The following is a 21,402-nucleotide window of genomic DNA, read 5'->3' as shown; positions in this document are numbered from 1 at the left end:
CAAGGGCTTCAGGCTGCCGGGGCACACAGGCCGAGGGTGGTATCTATTGCAGGGTGGCTCAGTTGCCGGCCTTGATGCTGGTCCAGATGCGGGTGCGCAGGCGGTCGATCTTGGCCGGCATGGCCTGCAGGGCGAACAGCTTGCCGAGCATGGCATCGGTCGGGTAGATCATGCTGTTGGCCTTGAGCGCCGGGTCCACCAGGCGGTCGGCTGCCTGGTTGCCGTTGGCGTACTGCACATGGTTGCTGATGTCGGCCATCACCTCGGGTTGCAACAGGTAGTTCATGTAGGCATAGCCGGCCTTTTCGTCCGGGGCATCGGCGGGCATGGCGACCATGTCGAACCACATCGGCGCGCCTTCCCTGGGAATCTCATAGCCCACCTTCACCCCGTTTCTGGCCTCTTCTGCACGGTTTCTGGCCTGCAGCACGTCGCCGGAGAAGCCCACCACCACGCAGATATCGCCGTTGGCCAGGTCGCCGGTGTATTTGGAGGAGTGGAAGTAGCTGATGTACGGGCGCACCTTCATCAGCAGGGCCTTGGCCTTCTCGTAGTCGGCCGGGTCCTGGCTGTGGTGCGGCAGGCCCAGGTAGTTGAGCGCGATCGGCAGCAGTTCGGGGCCGTTGTCGAGGATCGCCACGCCGCAGCTCTTGAGCTTGCTGATGTTCTCGGGCTTGAAGATCAGGTCCCAGGAGTCCACCGGGGCATTCTCGCCCAGCGCCGCCTTGACCTTGTCGATGTTGTAGCCGATGCCGGTGCTGCCCCACAGGTAGGGGAAGCCGTAGCGGTTGCCCGGGTCGTTGACTTCCAGCGCCTTGAGCAGCACCGGGTTGAGGTTCTTCCAGTTGGGCAACTGGCGCTTGTCCAGCGCCTTGAGCGCCTTGCCCTGGATCTGCCGGGCCATGAAGTGGTTGGAGGGGAACACCACGTCGTAGCCCGAATTGCCGGTCATCAGCTTGCCGTCGAGGGTCTCGTTGCTGTCGAACACGTCATAGGTGGGCACGATGCCGCTGGCGGCCTGGAAGTTCTTCAGGGTGTCGGGGGCGATGTAGCTGGACCAGTTGTAGATTTTTACCGAGTCGGCCGCCTGGGCGATGGAGGCGGCCAGCAACAGCGGGGCGAAGAGCAATGGGCGCATGTCCGGATTCCTTGCTTGGTCTGTTTTTGTCGAAGGAGGCAGGCGATCAAAGGATCAGAAAATCAATACGTAGGTCTTGCGCACGGTCTCGTGGATATCCCAGATACCGGTGCTGTTGGCCGGCAACATCAGTGCGTCGCCGGCTTCTATGGTCAGCGGCTCGCCGCCATCGGGGGTGAAGGTGCAGCGGCCCTTGATGAAGTGGCAGAACTCCTGCTGCTCGATCTGGCGCCGCCAGCGGCCCGGGGTACATTCCCAGATGCCGGTTTCGACGCCGTCGTTGCGCTCCACGCAGGTCACCGAGGTGACCGCCACCGGCTCGCCCAGGGGCACGGCCACCGGGTTTGACTGTTCGAGAGCGACGCTATGGGTGTGCTTGAACTGGGTAATGCGCATGCCGGTGGTCCTGTGCAGGGGGAAGTCAGTGCATCAGGCTTTCCATGAAGTCCGCCACACCGCTGGCCAGGCGCCGGCGCCAGGGGGCGCTGGCCGGGTTGGCGAGGGTCTGGTCTTCGTGGACGAAGCTCTTGATGATCGCGTTGTAGCCGAGCCAGCGGCACGGCTCGGGCTCCCAGCGCGCCAGGCTGTTCAGGCGCGCCGCGGGGTGTACCCAGGGCTGGGCGGTGAGTGCGTTGCGTTGGCCCAGGATCAGCGCCGCCACGGTGCGCCCGCCCAGGTTGCTGGCGCCCACGCCTTCGCCGCCATAGCCACCGGCCAGGGCGATTCCCTGCTCGGCATCGCACAGCATGTGCGGGCGAAAGCGCCGCGCCATGCCCAGGTTGCCGCCCCAGGAGTGGGTGATGTCGACGTTCTTGAGCTGCGGAAACAGCTCGCCGAACAGGTAGCGGCGCAGGCCGATTTCGCTGTCGCTGAGGGTGAAGTCTTCGCGCAGGCGCCCGGCGAAGCGATAGCCGCCGCGGGCGCCGAACACCAGGCGGTTGTCGGCGCTGCGCTGGCCGTAGGTGACCTGGCGGCTGTTTTCGCTGAAGGCCTGACCGGCGTTCAGCCCGATCTGCTCCCACACCTGCTCAGGCAGCGGCTCGGTGGCCACCAGCAGGCTCTGTACCGGCAACTGATAGCGACCCAGCGGCGGCAGCCCGACGGCATAGCCTTCCACCGCCGGCACCACCCACTGGCAGCGCACCTGTGCCTGGGCGGTGCGTACCTGCCCCTTGTGCCAGTCGATGACCGGGCTGTTCTCGTAGAGCTTCACCCCCAGACGCTCGACGGCCCGGGCCAGGCCGCGCACCAGTTTGGCCGGGTGCACGGTGGCCACGTTCGGCGTGTAGATCGCCCCATAGGGCTTGGCGATGCGCAGCTGCGCGGCCAGCTCGACCGGGCTCAGCCAGCGATACTCGGCCTCGTTCAGGCCCTGCCGGTAGAGCTTTTGCAGGTAACTGCGCAGGCTCGCTTCCTGCTCGGGGTAGCGCGCCGCGCAATAAAGGGCGCCGCCCTTGCGGTAGTCGCAGTGGATGCCTTCGCGCTCGAGTACCGTTTCCACTTCGTCGGGGATGCCGTGCAGCAGGTCATAGGCGTCGCGGCGCTGTTCGGGGGAGCAATCGGCCAGCAGGCGGTCTTCGCCCAGCAGGTTGCCCATCAGCCAGCCGCCGTTACGCCCCGAGGCGCCGAAGCCTGCGATGTTGGCCTCGACGATGGCGATGTTCAGGTGCGGTGCCTGGCGCTTGAGGTAGTAGGCGCTCCACAGGCCCGTGTAGCCGGCGCCGATGATGCATACATCCAGGTCCAGGTCCTGGCGCAACGCCGGGCGCGCGATCAGCGGCTCGTCAAGCTGGTCCATCCAAAGGCTGATACTGCGCCATGCCTGCATTGTGTTCGGCTCCACATCCGTAAAGGTGTGGGCCGATGCTAGGGCCGGGCGGGCGGATTGTCTTGCGTGCGTGTCCGCAGAGAAATCTGTTGCACGTAGGCCTTGGGCGACAGGCCGGTGTGCTGGCGAAAGCACTTGTAGAACGCCGACAGTGAATTGAAGCCGGCGGCGAAGGCCAGGTCATCGACCTTGGGCGCCGGGCCTGCGCGCTCCAGTTCAGCCAGCAGATGCTGCAGGCGGGCCTGGTTGACGTAGCGGTAGAAGCTCTGGCCCAGCACCTGGTTGAGCAGGTAGGAGATCTGGTTGCGGCTGTAGCCGCACTCGCGGGCGACCTGTTGCAGGTCCAGTTGCGGGTCCAGATAGGGCTGGCGACGGGTGAAGTAGTGCTGCAGGTCCTGGGCCATGAAGCTCAGCTGGCGCGGTGACAGGCCCAGGCGGCTGGTGGCCGGGCGCAGGCTGGGGTGGCCGGTGTGGCGTGAAGGCTCGCGCACCAGCGAGGCGTATTCGTTGACCTGCCAGATCAGGCCGTCGCGCACGGTGATGGCCTCGCTGGCACGAAACGCGGTGATGCCGTCGCCGCCGCGCAGCGTTACCTGGTACTGGATGAAGGCGGTGCAGCCGTCGGTGCGGATGCGGTCGCTGTGCACGATGTCCTCGCCGTCCTGGCGCGGCATGCTGGCGGCCACGTATTCGCGCAGCTCGGCCAGGTGCAGTACGCGGTTCTGGAAGAAGTCGTTGTACTGGATGTCGGGGTGATAGAGCGCCATCACGCCGTCGAGGTCGCGGTGTTTCCAGCACAGGTGGTAGCGCAGCACGGTGGCGGCGGTTTCGGCGGTGTGTTCGGGGCCGTCGGGGATCGGGTGTGCGGCCATGGGGCTGGCTCATTGGAGGTAGGAAAGCAGAATACCTGCAGGGCCCTATCGCGGGTCAAGCCCGCTCCCACAAGGACAGCAGTGATCCGTGTGGGAGCGGGCTTGACCCGCGATTGCTGGCGCAGCGGTTCTAGAGAAACTGCTCCGCATAGTGGCACGCCACCTGCCGTGTACCCACTGGCCGGAACGCCGGCTCTTCACTGGCACAGCGCTCGGTGGCATACGGGCAACGCTTGTGGAACGCGCACCCCGGCGGTGGGTTCAGCGGGTTGGGCAGCTCGCCCACGATCCTGATCTTTGGCTTGAGCGGGTCGGGGTGAATGGTCGGGGTCGCCGACAGCAGGGCCTGGGTATAAGGGTGCAAAGGCCTGGCATAGATATCCTCCTTGGGCCCCATTTCCGCCGGGCGCCCCAGGTACATCACCAGTACCTGGTCGGCCACATGCCGCACCACCGCCAGGTTGTGCGAGATGAACACGTAGGCGGTGTTGAACTCCTTCTGCAGGTCCATGAACAGGTTCAGCACCTGCGCCTGGATCGACACGTCCAGCGCCGAGGTCGGCTCGTCCGCCACCAGCACCTTGGGTTGCAGCATCATGGCCCGCGCCAGGGCGATGCGCTGGCGCTGGCCACCGGAGAACATGTGCGGGTAGCGCTGGTAGTGCTCGGGCCGCAGGCCCACCTGCTGCATCATCGCCTGCACCTTTTCGCGGCGTTCGGCCCTGGACAGCCGGGTGTTGATCAGCAGCGGCTCGGCCAGTTGGTCACCGACCTTCTGGCGCGGGTTGAGCGAAGCATAGGGGCTCTGGAACACCATCTGCACATCGCGGCGCAGTTGCCGGCGCTGCTGCTTGCTGGCACCGGCCACCTCCTGCCCGGCGATCTGCAACGAGCCCGACGACGGTTCCTCGATCAGGGTCAGGGCGCGGGCCAGGGTCGACTTGCCGCAGCCGGATTCGCCGACCACGGCCAGGGTCTTGCCGGCCTCCAGTTCGAACGACACCCCATTGAGGGCGCGTACCAGGGCATGGCCCTTGAACAGGCCCAGGGACACTTCGTAATGACGGGTGAGGTCACGGGCGGTCAGTACGACGCTCATCACGCCACCTCCTGGTTGAGCGGGTAGAAGCAGCGGGCCAGGCTGTGGGCCTTGGGGTCCAGGCTCGGACGCTGCTGGCGGCAGTGGTCCTGCACGTAGGGGCAGCGCGGCGACAGCAGGCAGCCGTGGGGCCGGTCGTAGCGTCCGGGCACGATGCCGGGCAGGGTCGCCAGGCGCTCGGCGCCTTCGCTGTGCTCGGGGATCGCTGCCAGCAGGGCTTCGCTGTAGGGGTGCGCAGGCACCTCGAACAGCTCGGGCACCTGGCCGACTTCCACTGCCTGGCCGGCATACATCACGCACACGCGGCGGGCGGTTTCGGCCACCACGGCAAGGTCGTGGGTAATCAGGATCAGCGCCATGTCCTGCTCTTTCTGCAGGTTGAGCAGCAGCTCCATGATCTGCGCCTGAATGGTCACGTCCAGCGCCGTGGTGGGCTCGTCGGCGATCAGCAGCTTGGGTTCGCCGGCAATCGCCATGGCGATTGCCACGCGCTGGCTCATGCCGCCGGAGAGTTGGTGGGGGTAGGCATCCAGGCGGCTTTCCGGGGCCGGGATCTCGACCTTCTTCAGCAGCTCCAGCGCACGCTGGCGCGCCGCCTTGCCGCGCAGCCCCAGGTGCTGGCGCAGCACCTCCTCGATCTGGAAACCCACGGTGTAGCTGGGGTTGAGTGCGGTCATGGGGTCCTGGAAGACCATCGCCATGTCCTTGCCGACCACCTTGCGCCGCTGCCGGCCGCTCAGGGTGAGCATGTCGCTGCCGTTGAAGGTCAAGGCGTCGGCGGTGATGCGCCCGGGGGCGTCGATCAGGCCCATCAGCGCCATCATGGTCACCGACTTGCCCGAGCCGGACTCGCCCACAATCGCCAGCACCTCGCCCTTTTCCACGTTCAGGTCGAGGCCGTCGACCACCGGTACCGCCGAGGCGTCGCCGAAGCGCACGCTCAGGTTCTTGATGTGTAGAAGTGACATGGGCTTCTCCTCAGGCGGCATTCTTGAGTTTCGGGTCCAGCGCATCGCGCAGCCCGTCGCCCATCAGGTTGATTGCCAGCACGCTGAGCAGGATGGTCAGGCCCGGCAGGCTGACCACCCACCAGGCGCGTTCGATGTAGTCGCGGGCCGAGGCCAGCATGGTGCCCCACTCCGGGGTCGGCGGTTGCACGCCCAGGCCCAGGAAGCCCAGCGCGGCGGCATCGAGAATCGCCGAACTGAAACTCAGGGTGGCCTGCACGATCAGCGGCGCCATGCAGTTGGGCAGCACGGTCACGAACATCAGGCGCGGCAGGCGTGCCCCGGCCAGGCGTGCGGCGGTGACGTAGTCGCGGTTCAGCTCGCCCATCACCGCGGCGCGGGTGAGGCGCACGTAGGCCGGCAGCGAGACGATGGCGATGGCGATCACGGTGTTGATCAGGCCAGGGCCCAGGATCGCCACGATGGCCACCGCCAGCAGCAGCGAGGGCAGCGCCAGCATCACGTCCATCAGGCGCATGATGGACGGGCCAAGCAGGCGCGGGAAAAACCCGGCCAGCAGGCCCAGCAGCACGCCCGGGATCAGCGAGATCAGTACCGACGACAGGCCGATCAGCAGCGACAGGCGCGAACCCTGGATCAGCCGCGAGAGCAGGTCGCGGCCCAGCTCGTCGGTACCCAGCAGAAACTGCCACTGGCCGCCTTCGAGCCATACCGGCGGGGTCAGCAGGAAGTCGCGGTACTGCTCGCTGGGGTTGTGCGGCGCCACCCACGGGGCGAACAGCGCGCAGAACACGATCAGGCACATGAACAGCAGGCCGGCCACCGCGCCCTTGTTGCGCGAGAAGGCGTGCCAGAATTCCTTGTAGGGGGAGGGGTAGAGCAGGCTCTGGTCGAGCGGCGCGGCGTCGACGGCAGCGGTTTTTGCAAGCGGATTGGTCATGAGCGAAGGCCTCAGCGCTGATGTCGGATGCGTGGGTTGGCCAGGCCGTAGAGGATGTCCACGACGAAGTTGACCAGGATCACCAGGCAGGCAATCAACAGGATGCCGTTCTGTACCACGGGGTAGTCACGGGCGCCGATGGCTTCGATCAGCCATTTGCCGATGCCCGGCCAGGAAAAGATGGTTTCGGTAAGCACCGCGCCACCGAGCAACGTGCCGACCTGCAGGCCGACCACCGTAAGCACCGGGATCAGCGCGTTGCGCAGGCCGTGCACGAACACCACCCGTGCCGGCGACAGGCCCTTGGCCCGTGCGGTGCGGATGTAGTCCTCGCGCAGCACTTCGAGCATCGAGGAGCGGGTCATGCGTGCGATCACCGCCAGCGGGATGGTGCCGAGCACGATGGCCGGCAGGATCAGGTGCATCAACGCGTCCTTGAACGCGCCTTCCTCGTCGCTGAGCAGGGTGTCGATGAGCATGAAGCCGGTGGTCGGCTCGATGTCGTAGAGCAGGTCGATGCGCCCGGACACCGGCGTCCAGCCCAACCCGACCGAGAAGAACATGATCAGGATCAGGCCCCACCAGAAGATCGGCATCGAGTAGCCGGCCAGTGAGATGCCCATGACCCCGTGATCGAACAGCGAGCCGCGCTTGAGCGCGGCGATCACCCCGGCCAGCAGCCCGACGATGCCGGCGAACAGCAGCGCGGCCATGGCCAGTTCGAGGGTGGCGGGGAACAGCGCGAGAAACTCGTGCCACACGCTTTCGCGGGTACGCAGCGACTCGCCCAGGTCGCCCTGGGCCAGCTTGCCGACGTAGTCCAGGTACTGCTGCGCCAGCGGCTTGTTCAGGCCGAGCCGTTCCATGGCCTGGGCGTGCATCTCGGGGTCGACCCTGCGTTCGCCCATCATCACCTCCACCGGGTCACCGGGGATCAGGCGTATGAGCGCGAACGTGAGCAGGGTGATGCCGAAGAACGACGGGATCAACAGGCCCAGACGCCGTGCAATAAAACTAAACATCGTGTGGTGTACCTCATCAGCCTAAGGCATGCCTGCGAGCGCCCGGGGGCGGGCGCTGCAAGCGTTATCGTTCTACTTCACCCGCGTGGTGGCGAAGTTGTTGTTGGTCATCGGGTTGATGACGTAGCCCTCGACGTTCTCGCGCAGGGCGGTGAACACTTTCGGGTGGGCCATGTTGATCCACGGTTTGGCCTCATCGTACACCGCCAGTGCCTGGACATAGAGTGCGGCGCGTTGATCGGGGTCGGCGGTTTCGCGGGCGTGGTCGATCAGCACCTGGAATCGCGGGTTGCACCAGCGTGCGTAGTTTTCCCCATTCTTCGCTGCGGCGCAGCTGAGCAGCGGGGTCAGGAAGTTGTCCGGGTCGCCGTTGTCGCCCGCCCAGCCGGCCGACACCATGTCGGCTTCGCCGGCCTTGGCGCGGCGCAGCATCTCGGCCCATTCCATCACGCGGATGTCGACCTTCAGGCCGACCTGGGCGAGGTCGGCCTGAAGCATCTCGGCGCTCAGGCGCGGGTTGGGGTTGGTGGGCCCGCCGCCGTTGCGGGTGAACAGGGTGAGCACGGTGCCTTCGGGTACGCCGGCCTCCTTGAGCAGCGCGCGGGCCTGGTCCAGGTCGCGGGGCGGGTTGCGGTTCTGGCTGTTGTAGCCCATCAGGGTCGGCGGGTAGGGGTTCACCGCCAGCAGGGCGTTGCCCTTGCCGAACAGTTGCTCGACATGGTGTTCGCGGTCGAAGGCCAGGTTGATGGCGCGCCGTACGCGCACGTCGCTCAGGTACCTGTGCTCGGTGTTGAGCGAGATGTAGCCGGTGGTCAGGGCCTCCATTTCGGCCACCTTCAGGCGCGCGTCGGCCTTGATGCCGGGTATGTCGTCGGGCTTGGGGTACAGCGCCACCTGGCATTCGTTGGCGCGCAGCTTCTGCAGGCGCACGTTGTTGTCGGGGGTGATGGCGAAGATCAGCGCATCGCTCGGCGGCTTGCCGCGAAAGTAGTCCGGGTTGGGCCTGTAGCGCACCTGCGCGTCCTTGTTGTAGCGCTGGAAGATGAACGGGCCGGTGCCGACCGGCTTGCTGTTGAGTTCGGCGGTGGTGCCGGCCTTGAGCAACTGGTCGGCGTATTCGGCGGAATAGATCGAGGTGAAGGCCATGGCCAGGTCGCGCAGAAACGGTGCCTCGGGGCGGGTCAGGTGAAACGCCACGGTGTGCGGGTCGAGCTTTTCCACCGACTTGAGCAGGTGCTGGAAACCCATGCTCTCGAAATAGGGGAAGCCGATGCTGGTCTTGTCGTGCCAGGGGTGGGCGGGGTCGAGCTGGCGCTGGAAGCTCCACAGCACGTCGTCGGCGTTCAGGTCGCGGGTGGGGGTGAAGTAGTCGGTGGTGTGGAACCTGACCCCGCTGCGCAGGTGAAAGGTGTAGGTCAGGCCGTCGGGGCTGACCTCCCAGCGTTCGGCCAGGGCCGGCTGCACCTCGGTGGTGCCGGGCTTGAAGTCCACCAGGCGGTTGAACAGGGTTTCTGCGGCGGCATCGGCGGTGACGGCCGTGGTGTACTGCACGATGTCGAAGCCCTCGGGGCTGGCCTCGGTGCACACCACCAGGGGCTTGGCCATCAGCGGGGCTGCGGCGCTCAACAGGATGGCTGCAAGGGCAGCCTGTAGGGTTGACTGTTTCATGACACTTCCCTGCATTCGATTAAACCAGCGTAGCCATCGCGGCCGATTCGGCGAATCGGCCGCGACCTGCCGCCCTAGAGGATGTTGAACGGAATGGTTGTGACCACGCGCACCTCGTTCAGGCTCCCGTCACCCTGCAATTTGCTGGCGCGGTGGGTGGTGTAGGTGGCGCGCACGGTGGTGTCCTTGAACGCGCCGCCTTGTACGGCATAGCTGGTGCCGATGCCCCATTCGTCGTGGTGCTCGCCGTCGAGGTTCTTCACGTCGTAGCCACCGCCCTTGTAATGGGTGCCGTCGATGCCCCAGCCGCGGGCGTTGTACAGGTTGAACTTGAGGCCGGGCACGCCGAAGGGGGCCATGTTCAGCACGTAGCCGATCTGCAGTGATTTCTCGTTGGGGCCGTTGAAATCCGACAGCAGCGAGTTGGCCAGGAAGATCGCGTTGGTGTCGTGCAGGTAGTCGAAGTACTCGTTGCCGTTGACCTGCTGGTAGGCGACCGACACGGTGTGCGCCTGGTGGGTCAGGGCCAGCGACAGGCTGAAGGTGTCGTTGTCGATGGCGCCCAGCTTGCTCCGGCCGGCGTCGCGGGTCTTGTAGTAGTTGAGCCCGGTGTTCAGGCCCAGCACCGCGTTGTCGCCCAGCAGGTGGTTGGCGCCGAAGTAGTACTGGTTCCACAGGTCCTCGACCTTGGACACGTAGAGGCTGGTGCTCAGGCTCTGCAGCGGCTGGTAGTTGACCCCGGCCATGCTGACCCGGTCGGTGAACTGGCGGGAATCGCCATACTCGGAGCGAAACTTGCTCTGGCCCTGCTCGGTACGCATCGACACGCGGTCGAAGGTGCCCAGGTCGAGGCTCAGGTTGTCGAACTCGGCGCTGTGCAGGCTCACGCCCTGGAAGCTGGAGGGCAGTGCGCGGTTGCCGATGTAGGCGATCACCGGGGTGTCGATGGACTGGCGGCCGGCGGTGAGGGTGGTGTTGGACACCCGGGCCTTGAGGTTGGCCAGGCCGACCTTGCTCCACTGGTCGAGCACCTCGCCGTCGCCGTGGGTGAGGGTGCGGTTGTTCGGCCCGGCCACGCTGGCGCGACCGCGCTGCAGGGCCACCGCGTTGTACAGCGCCACTTCGGTGCTCAGGCCCACGGTGCCCTCGGTGAAGCCGGAGGTGTAGTTGAGGAGGGTGCCCTGGACCCAGTTGTCGCGGCTGCTGGTGGGGTGGCGGCTGCCGTCGCGCTTGCTGTACGACCACAGTGGCCCGCGGGTGGCGTGCTCGTGGGCGTACCAGTTGCGGGTCGAGCCGGACAGGCGCTGGCCGTCGAGAAAGCCGCTGGCCTGGGCCTGGTCGGAGGTGGTGCGCAGGGTAAGCGCAACGAAATCCTGGCTGACGGGCTCGGCCTGGGCCAGCGCGCTCAGGCCGCCAAGGGCCAGGCAAAGTGCTGCGTGTCGGGTAGGTCTCAAGGTGATGCTCCTTTGCATGTTTTTATTAGCCGCCGGGCCTCGTGAGCCCGGCGGGTGCGGCGGTGAACCTTGGGAGGGGGCGGGCAGAGGTCAGTCGACGCTGACGCCCGAAAAACTGTTGCGCCCGAACGGGCTGACCTTGAAGTCCTGTACCCGGACGCTCAGCGGTTGATGCACGGTGGAGTGGGCGACCGGGGTGATCGGCACCTGCTGCTTCATGCGCTGCTGGGCCTGCTGGTACAGCGCGGTGCGCGCGGCGGGGTCGGTGATGCGCTTGGCCTGCTGCACCAGGGCGTCGTATTCGGGGTCGCACCACATCGACACGTTGTTGCTGCCGATGGCACCGCAGCTGTAGAGGGTGCCCATCCAGTTGTCGGGGTCGCCGTTGTCACCGGTCCAGCCCAGCAGCATCACGTCGTGCTCGCCGTTCTTGGTGCGCTTGATGTACTCGCCCCATTCGTAGCTGACGATCTTCACGTCCAGCCCGACCTTGCCCCAGTCGGCCTGGAGCATCTCGGCCATCAGCTTGGCGTTGGGGTTGTAGGGGCGCTGCACCGGCATGGCCCACAGGGTGATGGGCGTGCCGGGCTTGACCCCGGCGGCCGCCAGCAGGGCGCGGGCCTTGTCGGGGTCGTAGCCGGCATCGCGGATGCTCGGGTCGTAGGACCACTGGGTGGGCGGCATGAAGTTCACGGCCAGTTGGCCGGCATCCTGGTACACCGCCTTGACGATGGCCGCCTTGTTCACCGCCATGTCCATGGCCTGGCGCACCTGCAACTGGTCGAACGGCGGGTGCTGCACGTTGTAGGCGATGTAGCCCAGGTTGAAGCCGGGCTGGTCGAGCATGTTGATCTTCGGGTCGGCGGCCAGGGCCTTGAGGTCGGCGGGGCGCGGGTTGACGGTGACCTGGCATTCCCCCTTGCGCAGCTTCTGCACCCGCACCGAGGCGTCGGTGTTGATCGAGAAGATCAGCTGGTCGAGCCTGACCTGCTGCGGGTCCCAGTAGTCGGGGTTGGCCCGGTAGCGGATCTGCGCATCCTTCTGGTAGCGCTGGAACACGAAGGGGCCGGTGCCGATCGGCTTCTGGTCGAAGTCGCTGAGCCGCCCGCTGGCCATCAGCTGGGTGGCGTATTCGGCAGAGACGATCGAGGCAAAGCCCATGGCCAGGTTCTGGATGAAGGCGGCATCGACGCTGTTGAGGGTGAAGACCACCGTGTAGGGGTCGCGCTTTTCGACCCGGGCGATGTTCTTGTCCAGGTCCATGCTGACGAAGTAGGGGAACTCGGCCGGGTAGGCCACGCGAAACGGGTGCTGCGGGTCGAGCATGCGCTGGAAGGTGAGCAGCACGTCGTCGGCGTTGAAGTCGCGGGTGGGGGTGAAGTCCTTGTTGGCGTGGAACTTCACGCCCTGGCGCAGGCGGAAGGTATAGGTCAGGCCGTCATCGGAAACGTCCCAGCCGGTCGCCAGCGAGGGGATGACGCGGGTGGCGCCGCGTTCGAATTCCACCAGGCCGTTGTACAGCGGCTCGGCGGCGTCGTTTTCGATGGAGGTGGTGTACTGGGCGATATCGAAGCCGCCCGGGCTGCCCTCGGAGCAGAACACCAGGTTGCCCTTGGCCAGGGCTGTCGGGCCATAGGCCAGTGCCCCCAGGCCCAGCAGTGCGGCGAAAACCGGAGAAATACGCATGCGGTCCCATTCCTTTGTTGTTGTACGAGGCGTGGGGGCGCGGCGACAGCAGGGTGCCAGCACCACCACGCGCTCCACGGTAGGGACGCGGGCGGCGGGCGTGCAGGTAAGGAAGTGGGTGTGAGGCGTGGGAAAAATCTTGGTGTGGTGTCGTAATTTTCAAGCAGGTATCAGTGCCCCGCGTGCACCGATGAGCTCGGCGCCCGCAGGGACAGGCTAAACATCGCGTTGCGTGTCTATTGGCTGACGCTTACGCCGTAGAAGGCATTCAGGCCGAAGGGGCTGATCTTGAAGTCCTGCACGGTCTTGCGCATCGGCTGGTACACCGTGGAATGGGCGATCGGGGTGATCGGCACCTGCGCCTTGATGATGTGCTGCGCCTGCTTGTACAGCTCGGTGCGTCGGGCCTGGTCGGGGGTGGCCTTGGCCTGCTTGATCAGCGCGTCGTAGGCGGGGTCGCACCATTTGGAGAAGTTGTTGCCGTTCACCGCGTCGCAGCCGTAGAGGGTGCCCAGCCAGTTGTCCGGGTCGCCGTTGTCGCCGCTCCAGCCGATCAGCATGGCGCCGTTCTCACCGGCCTTGGCGCGCTTCATGTATTCGCCCCACTCGTAGCTGACGATGCTGGCCTTGATGCCGATCTTCGCCCAGTCGGCCTGGATCATCTCGGCCATGAGCCGGGCGTTGGGGTTGTAGGGGCGTTGCACCGGCATGGCCCACAGGGTGATCTCGGTGCCCTCCCTGACCCCGGCCTCCTGCACCAGCGCCTTGGCTTTGGCCGGGTCGTAGGGCACGTCCTTGATGGTGTCGTCGTAGCTCCACTGGGTGGGCGGCATGGCATTGACCGCCAGTTGCCCCGCGCCCTGGTACACCGCGTCGATGATCTGCTGCTTGTTCACCGCCATGTCCAGGGCCTGGCGCACCTTGAGCTGGGCCATGGGGTTGGGCGCGGTGGTGCCCTTGATCGGGTCGGTCACGTTGTAGGCGATGTAGCCCAGGTTGAAGCCGGCCTGGTGCGGCAGGTTCAGGTTGGGGTCCGCTTCCAGCGACTTGAGGTCGGCCGGGCGCGGGAACAGGGTGATCTGGCATTCGTTCTTCTTGAGCTTCTGCATGCGCACCGACGGGTCGGTGGTGATGGCGAAGATCAGGTTGTCGATCTTCACGTCCTGCGGTTGCCAGTAGGTCTTGTTGCCCTTGAAGCGGATCTGCGCGTCTTTCTGGTACTTGGCGAACACGAAGGGGCCGGTGCCGATCGGCTTCTGGTTGATGTCGGCCGGCTTGCCCTGCTTGAGCAGTTGCTCGGCGTATTCGGCGGACTGGATCGAGGCGAAGCTCATGGCCATGTTCTGGATGAACGCGGCGTCCACGCTGGCCAGGGTGAACCTGACCGTGTGTTCGTCGAGCTTTTCGAGCTTGACGATGTTCTTGTCCATGCCCATGTCGGTGAAGTAGGGGAACTCGGTGGGGTAGGCTTTGCGAAACGGCAGGTTCCTGTCGAGCATGCGGTTGAAGGTGAACAGCACGTCATCGGCGTTGAAGGGGCGGCTGGGCTTGAAGTAGTCGGTGCTGTGGAACTGCACGCCTTCGCGCAGGTGGAAGGTGTAGCTCAGGCCGTCGTCGCTGATGTCCCAGCGTGTGGCAAGCCCGGGGATCACCGCCGTACCGCCGCGTTCGAACTGGCTGAGGCGGTTGAAGACGGTCTCGGCCGAGGCGTCGAAGTCGGTACTGGTGGTGTACTGGCCCGGGTCGAAGCCCGCCGGGCTGCCCTCGGAGCAGAACACCAGGTTGCTGGCCGCATGGGCCAGCGGTGCGCCGGCCAGCAGGCCTGCGCCGAGCAGGTAGGGAAGGACCGCGTGTTTGAGCATTGTTGGCCTCATCGATGTCATTGGTGCGCCGGGCGGCCAGTGGGGCCGCTCGGCGGGCAGGGAGGCTGGCCTGTTGACCAGCGCGACCCTCAAACCATAGCTGACAGCGATACAGGCGTTGCCCGCGGGTGAATCAGGGCATCAGCACTTCGATGGTGCCGTCGGCGCTGAGGCTGACCTGGCTGGTACCGGCTTCGATTTCCGGGCTTGGCGCGGCTTCGGCGTCCATGCTGGCCTTCATCATCATGGCGCCGCGGGCGTAGGGGTGCGGGTAGCCGCTGCTGTTGAGGTTCAGGTTGACCACCTTGTAGCCCTTGCCGCCGAGGGCTTCGGTGGTCAGCTGGGCGCGGGCCTTGAAGGCGTCGATGGCATCCTTGAGCAGGGCGTCTTCGCTGCTCTTGCGGGTGGCCGGGGCGATGGCGAAATCCATCCCGCCCATCTTCAGGTCCTGCAGCAGCTCGCCGGTGAGCTTGGACAGCGCCGGGAAGTTCGCGCTTTCCAGGCGCAGCTCGGCACGTTCGCGCCAGCCGGTGATCTTCTGGTTCTTGTTGTCGTAGATCGGGTAGCTGTTGCGGCTGTCCTGGCTGAGCTTGACGTCCTTGACCGCACGGGCCTTTTCCAGCGCCTTGTTCATGCTGGTGGTGATCTCGTTGGCCAGCTTGGCCGGGTCGGTGTTCTGCGCCTCGGTGTACAGGGTCACGACCATCAGGTCGCGGGCGACTTCCTTGCTGGCTTCGGCGCGCAGTGAAACCTGGTTGTAGCGAGGCTCGTCGGCCAGTGCCGCAAAGCTGGCAAACAGGCCGGTCGCGAGGACGAGGGTGGTACTGGCGCGAGACACAGTGTGCATGGGCAACTCCTTGAAATTGAGGCGTGGCGGCGGTCGATCCCGACCACGCAGACCCCATCAGACTCGTACAAACCGACGAGGTTCAAAAAGCCATCATCGATGCCGGTGTGCCTGTGGCGCTTTGCCGCATTGCTGCAGCGCGGGGTGCAGCTTGGGTATACTCGCCACGATTCACCTGGAGCACTCATCAGGAGAGCTCATGCTCGCCCCCGTACTCATGCTGTCTGCCACACGTCAGAACCTCTGGCGCCTGACCTTCATCCGCACCCTGGTGCTGGCCGCCCAGGCCGGTTCGGTGGCGGTCGCCTACTGGACCGAACTGCTGCCACTGCCGTGGCTGGCGCTGAGCATCACCCTGGGGTTCTCCATGGTGCTGTGCGTGCTCACGGCCATCCGGCTGCGCACCTCGCTGCCGGTCACCGAGCTGGAGTATGCGGTGCAGCTGGCCTGCGACCTGCTGATCCACAGTGCGCTGCTGTATTTTTCCGGGGGCTCGACCAACCCCTTCGTGTCCTATTACCTGGTGCCCCTGGCGATTGCCGCGGTGACGCTGCCATGGCTGTATTCGCTGATTCTGTCGGGCATTGCGCTGGTGGCCTACACCCTGCTGCTGGTGCAGTACTTCCCGCTCGAAACCTTCCCCATGGCCCGCGAGAAGATGCAGATCTACGGCATGTGGCTGAGTTTTGCCCTGGCCGCCGGGGTGATCACCTTCTTTGCCGCCAAGATGGCCGAAGAGCTGCGTCGCCAGCAGCAGTTCCAGGCCCAGCGCCGCGAGGAAGGCCTGCGCGACCAGCAACTGCTGGCCGTGGCCACCCAGGCCGCCGGTGCCGCCCATGAGCTGGGCACGCCGCTGGCGACCATGAGCGTGCTGATCAACGAGATGCGCCAGGACCACACCGACCCGCTGCTGCAGGAAGACCTGGAGACGCTGCAGGAGCAGGTCAAGCAGTGCAAGCACACCTTGCAGAACCTGGTGCGCGCCGCCGAGGCCAACCGGCGCATGGCGGTGCAGGAGCAGGAGGCGAGCTTCTGGCTGGACGAGGCGCTCAACCGCTGGCACCTGATGCGCCCCGAGGCCAGCTATCGCTTCCAGCGCCTGGGCCAGGGTACGGTGCCGCGCCTGGCGCCGCCGCCGGACCTGACCCAGGCCCTGCTGAACCTGTTGAACAATGCAGCCGATGCCTGCCCCACTGACCTGGAGGTGTACCTGGACTGGGACGCCGAGGACATCGTGATCAGCATTCGCGACCATGGCCCCGGCGTGCCGGTGGCGATCGCCGAGCAGATCGGCAAACCCTTCTTTACCACCAAGGGCAAGGGCTTCGGCCTGGGCCTGTTCTTGAGCAAGGCCAGCGTGACCCGTGCTGGCGGCTCGGTAAAACTCTATAGTCATGAGGAAGGCGGTACGCTCACCGAGCTGCGCCTGCCGCGTGACGCGCGAGGAGACGTGTGATGAGTGATGAAATTCAGGCTGAAGGCGAAGAGCTGCCGCACCTGCTGCTGGTGGATGACGACGCCACGTTTACCCGGGTGATGGCCCGGGCCATGAGCCGGCGCGGGTTTCGCGTGAGCACGGCGGGTTCTGCCGAAGAGGGCCTGCAGATTGCCCAGCAGGACGTGCCGGACTACGCCACGCTGGACCTGAAGATGGAGGGCGACTCCGGGCTGGTGCTGCTGCCCAAGCTGCTGGAGCTGGACCCGGAGATGCGCGTGGTGATCCTCACCGGCTATTCGAGCATTGCCACCGCGGTGGAGGCGATCAAGCGCGGCGCCTGCAATTACCTGTGCAAGCCGGCCGATGCCGACGACGTGCTGGCGGCGCTGGCGTCCGAGCACGCCGACCTGGACACGCTGGTACCGGAAAACCCGATGTCGGTGGACCGCCTGCAGTGGGAGCACATCCAGCGTGTGCTGACCGAGCATGAGGGCAATATCTCGGCCACGGCGCGGGCGCTGGGCATGCACCGGCGTACCCTGCAGCGCAAATTGCAGAAGCGCCCGGTTCGGCGCTGAACCTCAGGGCCTCTTCGCCGGCAAGGCCGGCTCCTACGTGGTCGGTGTGAACCTGATGGCGCCGGCACTGGCGCCGAAGGGGCTGCATGGCAGCCCCAAGGTTGACGTATGATTAGCTCCCTAACGACGCCGACGGGACCACCTGCATGCTCGCCCTTTTTCTCCAGACCCTGAACATCACCGCGCCGGTGTTCGCGATGATGTTCATGGGCGTGCTGCTGCGCCGCATCAACGCCATCAACGACAGCTTCATCCAGACCGCCTCGGCCCTGGTGTTCAACGTGAGCATGCCGGCGCTGCTGTTTCTGGGTATCTACCACGCCGATCTCGAGGCGGCGGTCCAGCCCTCGCTGCTGCTCTACTTCACCGTCGCCACCCTGGGCAGTTTCGGCCTGGCCTGGCTGATCGCGATCTGGCGCTGCCCGCGTGAAGATCGCGGCATCTACGCCCAGGGCGGCTTTCGCGGCAACAATGCGGTCATCGGCCTGGCGCTGGCCGGGAGCATGTACGGCGATCATGGCATCTCCATCGGCGCGGTGCTGGCCGGGCTGGTGATCCTGCTCTACAACTCGCTGTCGGCCGTGGTGCTGGCGGTGTACAGCCCGACCATCAAGTCCGACCCCTGGAGCATCCTCAAGAGCATCCTGCGCAACCCGCTGATCATCAGTGTGCTGGTGGCCGGCGTGCTGGCGTATGCCAAGGTGGGGCTGCCCAACTGGCTGCTGACCTCCGGTGACTACCTGGCGCAGATGACCCTGCCGCTGGCGCTGATCTGCATCGGCGGCACGCTGTCGATGGCCTCGTTGCACGCCAGCGGGCGCATGGCGCTGAGCGCCAGCCTGGTAAAGATGGTGTGGCTGCCGCTGCTGGCCACCTTCGGTGCCTGGTTGTGCGGCTTTCGCGGCGCGGAGCTGGGGGTGCTGTTCCTGTACATCGCCAGCCCCACCGCCGCGTCCAGCTACGTGATGGCGCGCGCGGCCAACGGCAATCACCAGCTGGCCGCCTCGATCATCGTGATTACCACGCTGATGGCCGCAGTTACGACGAATATCGGCATATTTATCTTGCAGTGGGGCGGCTGGATCTAGATCCTGTCGCCCACACTCAAAATAACGGCCTCCCTGCCTGAGGACACTTCATGCAAGACCAGATCACGCCCGAGCGTTTGCATCGCGGCCTGAAGAACCGTCACATCCAGTTGATCGCGCTGGGCGGCGCCATCGGCACCGGGTTGTTCCTGGGCATCGCCCAGACCATCCAGATGGCAGGCCCTGCCGTGCTGCTGGGCTACGCCATCGCCGGCCTGATGGCCTTTTTCATCATGCGCCAGCTGGGTGAGATGGTGGTCGAGGAACCGGTGGCGGGCAGCTTCAGCCACTTTGCGCACCGCTACTGGAACGAGTTCGCCGGCTTCGTCTCGGGCTGGAACTACTGGGTGGTCTATGTGCTGGTGGGCATGGCCGAACTGACGGCGGTGGGTATCTACGTGCAGTACTGGTGGCCGGACTTCCCCACCTGGGCCACTGCAGCGATCTTCTTCGTGGCGATCAACCTGATCAACCTCACCCAGGTCAAGGTGTACGGCGAGCTGGAATTCTGGTTCGCGCTGGTCAAGGTGATCGCCATCGTCAGCATGATCGGCTTCGGCGCCTGGCTGCTGGCCAGCGGCAGCGGCGGGCCGGATGCCAGCGTGGCCAACCTGTGGCAGTACGGCGGGTTCTTCCCCAATGGCATCACCGGGCTGGTGATGGCGATGGCGGTGATCATGTTCTCCTTCGGCGGGCTGGAGCTGGTCGGCATCACCGCGGCCGAGGCGGACAACCCGCGCTACAGCATTCCACGCGCGACCAACCAGGTGGTGTACCGCATCCTGATCTTCTACATCGGCGCACTGGCGGTGCTGCTGTCGCTGTACCCCTGGCAGAAGGTGGTGCAGGGCGGCAGCCCGTTCGTGATGATCTTCCACAACCTGGACAGCAACCTGGTGGCCACCATTCTCAACGTGGTGGTGCTGACTGCCGCGCTGTCGGTGTACAACAGCTGCGTGTACTGCAACAGCCGCATGCTGTTCGGCCTGGCCAGCCAGGGTGATGCGCCGCGGGCACTGCTCAAGATCAACCGTCGTGGCGTGCCGCTGGCGGCGCTGGGCGTATCGGCGGTGGCCACCGGCCTGTGCGTGCTGATCAACTATCTGATGCCGGGCGAAGCCTTCGGCCTGCTGATGGCGCTGGCGGTGTCGGCACTGGTGATCAACTGGGCGAGCATCAGCATCACCCACCTGAAGTTTCGCAAGGCCAAGATCGCTGCCGGCGAGTCGACCTTCTACAAGAGCTGGGGGCACCCGGTGACCAATTACCTGTGCCTGGCGTTCATCGTGCTGATTCTGGTGGTGATGTACCTGACCCCGCCGATCCGCATCTCGGTACTGCTGATTCCGGCCTGGATCGCCACCCTGGGCGTGGCGTTCTGGCTCAAGAAGAAGGGGCAGAAGGCCGCCGCCGTCGCCGGCTGACGGCCCTGCGGGGTGATCGGTCAGCCCTGCTGGTAGCTGTCGATCACTTCCTGGGCGGCGCGAAACGCATCGATCGCCGCCGGTACGCCGGCGTACACGGCGCAATGCAGCAACGCCTCGCGAATCTCTTCCACCGTACAGCCGTTGTTCAGGGCGCCACGCACGTGGCCCTTGAGCTCCTGCGGGCACTTGAGCGCGGTCAGCGCCGCCAGGGTGATCAGGCTGCGGGTTTTCAGCGGCAGGCCTTCGCGGCTCCACACGCTGCCCCAGGCGTGCTCGTTGACGAACGCCTGCAGCGGCTCGGTGAACTCGGTGGCATTGCCCAGTGCACGGTCCACGAATGCATCGCCCATGACCTGGCGGCGAACCTGTTCGCCGGTTTTGTTGCTCTCGCCCATGTTGTTTTCCTTAGTGTTGGCGGCGCCAGGCGCGCACGGTGGTGTACATCAGCACCACCGCCAGCGTCGGCAGGACATAAAGCAGCATCAGCTGCTCCAGACGGTTGGCCAGCGGCATGCCGGTGGTGAAGGCCACCACGTGCAGACCATAGGCCAGGTAAAGACACAGGAACACCAGACCTTCGGCGCGGGTGACGCGGTAGCCGGAATAGAACACCGGCAGGGTCAGCACGGCCACGCCGAGCATCACCGGCAGGTCGAAGGCCAGCGCGTTGGGCGAGATCGACAGCGGCACCGGGGCCACCAGCGCGGTCAGCCCGAGCACCGCCAGCAGGTTGAAAAGGTTGCTGCCGATCACGTTGCCCACGGCGATTTCACGCTCGCCGCGCAAGGCGGCGATCAGCGAGGTGGCCAGCTCCGGCAGCGAGGTGCATACCGCCACCACGGTCAGGCCGATCACCCGCTCCGACAGGCCCAGGTCTACGGCCACTTCCACTGCTGCCTCCAGCAACAGGTGCCCGGCCAGGCTCAGCAGGCCCAGGCCGGTGAGCATCAGTGCCAGGGTGCCGAACCAGAAGCCGACGCCACGCTGCGGCCGCGGGCCGGGGGCGGGGTAGGTGCGTGCGTGGTGGCGTGACTGGTGCCACAGGATGGCCAGGTAGGCAACCAGCCCGAGCAGCAGCAGGGCGCCTTCGAGGCGGCCGATGCGTTCGTCCAGGGCCAGCAGGTACACCAGCAGGCTGGCGCCGATCATCAGCGGGATATCCAGGCGTACCAGTTGCCGCGAAACGCGCAGGGGGATGATCAGGGCGGCCAGGCCCAGGGTGACCAGCACGTTGAAGATGTTGCTGCCGATCACGCTGCCCACCGCCACGTCGGGTGCGCCGGTGTAGGCCGCCTGCAGGCTCACGGTCAGTTGCGGGGCGCTGCTGCCGAAGGCCACCAGGCTCAGGCCGATGATCAGCGGACGCACCTGCAGGCTGGCGGCCAGGCGCAGGGCGGCGCGCACCAGCAGTTCGGCGCCGGTGATCAGCAGCAGCAGGCCCAGGGCCAGTTGCAGCAGGCTGAAGGTGGGTAAAGCGGCCAGGTCGA

Annotated in this window: 19 protein-coding genes; 4 read left to right on the top strand and 15 right to left on the bottom strand. The window is 65.8% G+C overall.

Going from position 1 to position 21,402, the window contains the following annotated elements:
- Positions 1–58 precede the first annotated feature (58 nt).
- From QMX96_RS10725 to QMX96_RS10665, 13 genes are all read right to left on the bottom strand, one after another.
- Positions 59–1,138 (bottom strand): polyamine ABC transporter substrate-binding protein, encoded by a 1,080-nt coding sequence (locus QMX96_RS10725; protein WP_054916396.1) that lies wholly within the window; start codon positions 1,136–1,138, stop codon positions 59–61.
- 54 nt (positions 1,139–1,192) lie between these two features.
- Positions 1,193–1,534: a cupin domain-containing protein gene (locus tag QMX96_RS10720; protein ID WP_043862498.1), complete on the bottom strand. Its 342-nt coding sequence runs from the start codon at positions 1,532–1,534 to the stop codon at positions 1,193–1,195.
- 25 nt (positions 1,535–1,559) lie between these two features.
- Positions 1,560–2,966 carry an FAD-dependent oxidoreductase gene (locus QMX96_RS10715; protein ID WP_282361773.1) on the bottom strand — a complete coding sequence of 469 codons (1,407 nt, stop codon included), beginning with the start codon at positions 2,964–2,966 and terminating at the stop codon, positions 1,560–1,562.
- Positions 2,967–3,004: 38 nt separating this feature from the next.
- On the bottom strand, positions 3,005–3,838 hold the full coding sequence (locus QMX96_RS10710; RefSeq protein WP_054916394.1) for a nuclear transport factor 2 family protein: 834 nt from the start codon (positions 3,836–3,838) through the stop codon (positions 3,005–3,007).
- Positions 3,839–3,968: 130 nt separating this feature from the next.
- Positions 3,969–4,937 carry a peptide ABC transporter ATP-binding protein gene (locus tag QMX96_RS10705; protein ID WP_043862495.1) on the bottom strand — a complete coding sequence of 323 codons (969 nt, stop codon included), beginning with the start codon at positions 4,935–4,937 and terminating at the stop codon, positions 3,969–3,971.
- Positions 4,937–5,905, bottom strand: a complete 969-nt coding sequence (locus QMX96_RS10700; protein ID WP_054916393.1) for an oligopeptide/dipeptide ABC transporter ATP-binding protein — start codon at positions 5,903–5,905, stop codon at positions 4,937–4,939. The genes QMX96_RS10705 and QMX96_RS10700 overlap by 1 nt, the downstream gene beginning before the upstream one ends.
- 10 nt (positions 5,906–5,915) lie before the next feature.
- Positions 5,916–6,845, bottom strand: coding sequence for an ABC transporter permease subunit (locus QMX96_RS10695; protein WP_078479966.1), 930 nt, complete (start codon positions 6,843–6,845; stop codon positions 5,916–5,918).
- A gap of 11 nt (positions 6,846–6,856) precedes the next feature.
- The gene (locus tag QMX96_RS10690) at positions 6,857–7,867 is read right to left on the bottom strand and encodes an ABC transporter permease subunit (RefSeq protein ID WP_043862492.1); all 1,011 of its coding nucleotides are present in this window, start codon (positions 7,865–7,867) and stop codon (positions 6,857–6,859) included.
- Between the two features lie 72 nt (positions 7,868–7,939).
- Complete coding sequence (locus QMX96_RS10685; protein ID WP_054916391.1) at positions 7,940–9,535, bottom strand: ABC transporter substrate-binding protein; 1,596 nt, start codon at positions 9,533–9,535, stop codon at positions 7,940–7,942.
- A gap of 74 nt (positions 9,536–9,609) precedes the next feature.
- Positions 9,610–11,007 carry an OprD family porin gene (locus QMX96_RS10680; protein ID WP_282361771.1) on the bottom strand — a complete coding sequence of 466 codons (1,398 nt, stop codon included), beginning with the start codon at positions 11,005–11,007 and terminating at the stop codon, positions 9,610–9,612.
- Positions 11,008–11,079: 72 nt separating this feature from the next.
- Positions 11,080–12,675: an ABC transporter substrate-binding protein gene (locus QMX96_RS10675; RefSeq protein ID WP_043862489.1), complete on the bottom strand. Its 1,596-nt coding sequence runs from the start codon at positions 12,673–12,675 to the stop codon at positions 11,080–11,082.
- 236 nt (positions 12,676–12,911) lie between these two features.
- Complete coding sequence (locus tag QMX96_RS10670) at positions 12,912–14,537, bottom strand: ABC transporter substrate-binding protein (protein WP_054916389.1); 1,626 nt, start codon at positions 14,535–14,537, stop codon at positions 12,912–12,914.
- A gap of 133 nt (positions 14,538–14,670) precedes the next feature.
- The gene (locus QMX96_RS10665; protein WP_043862487.1) at positions 14,671–15,384 is read right to left on the bottom strand and encodes an SIMPL domain-containing protein; all 714 of its coding nucleotides are present in this window, start codon (positions 15,382–15,384) and stop codon (positions 14,671–14,673) included.
- Between the two features lie 199 nt (positions 15,385–15,583).
- On the opposite strand from QMX96_RS10665, the gene QMX96_RS10660 reads away from it, so the two are divergent.
- The 4 genes from QMX96_RS10660 to QMX96_RS10645 all read left to right on the top strand — a co-directional run bounded on the left by QMX96_RS10660 (position 15,584) and on the right by QMX96_RS10645 (position 19,912).
- The gene (locus QMX96_RS10660) at positions 15,584–16,840 is read left to right on the top strand and encodes an ATP-binding protein (protein WP_282361770.1); all 1,257 of its coding nucleotides are present in this window, start codon (positions 15,584–15,586) and stop codon (positions 16,838–16,840) included.
- Positions 16,840–17,400, top strand: a complete 561-nt coding sequence (locus QMX96_RS10655; RefSeq protein ID WP_043862485.1) for a response regulator transcription factor — start codon at positions 16,840–16,842, stop codon at positions 17,398–17,400. The genes QMX96_RS10660 and QMX96_RS10655 overlap by 1 nt, the downstream gene beginning before the upstream one ends.
- 146 nt (positions 17,401–17,546) lie before the next feature.
- The gene (locus QMX96_RS10650; RefSeq protein ID WP_054916387.1) at positions 17,547–18,488 is read left to right on the top strand and encodes an AEC family transporter; all 942 of its coding nucleotides are present in this window, start codon (positions 17,547–17,549) and stop codon (positions 18,486–18,488) included.
- A 50-nt stretch (positions 18,489–18,538) separates the two neighbouring features.
- On the top strand, positions 18,539–19,912 hold the full coding sequence (locus QMX96_RS10645) for an amino acid permease (protein WP_043862483.1): 1,374 nt from the start codon (positions 18,539–18,541) through the stop codon (positions 19,910–19,912).
- A 20-nt stretch (positions 19,913–19,932) separates the two neighbouring features.
- Here the strand turns inward: QMX96_RS10645 and QMX96_RS10640 are convergent, their stop codons facing one another.
- Together QMX96_RS10640 and QMX96_RS10635 are read right to left on the bottom strand one after the other, a co-directional pair.
- The gene (locus QMX96_RS10640; protein WP_043862482.1) at positions 19,933–20,310 is read right to left on the bottom strand and encodes a carboxymuconolactone decarboxylase family protein; all 378 of its coding nucleotides are present in this window, start codon (positions 20,308–20,310) and stop codon (positions 19,933–19,935) included.
- Between the two features lie 10 nt (positions 20,311–20,320).
- On the bottom strand, positions 20,321–21,364 hold the full coding sequence (locus QMX96_RS10635) for a calcium/sodium antiporter (protein WP_043862481.1): 1,044 nt from the start codon (positions 21,362–21,364) through the stop codon (positions 20,321–20,323).
- Positions 21,365–21,402: the final 38 nt, after the last annotated feature.

This window comes from Pseudomonas sp. PS01300 (assembly GCF_029960155.1).
Classification (GTDB): Bacteria; Pseudomonadota; Gammaproteobacteria; order Pseudomonadales; family Pseudomonadaceae; genus Aquipseudomonas; species Aquipseudomonas palmensis.
The sequence above is the reverse complement of the archived record's forward strand: the minus strand, read 5'-3'. Positions and strand labels throughout refer to the sequence as shown.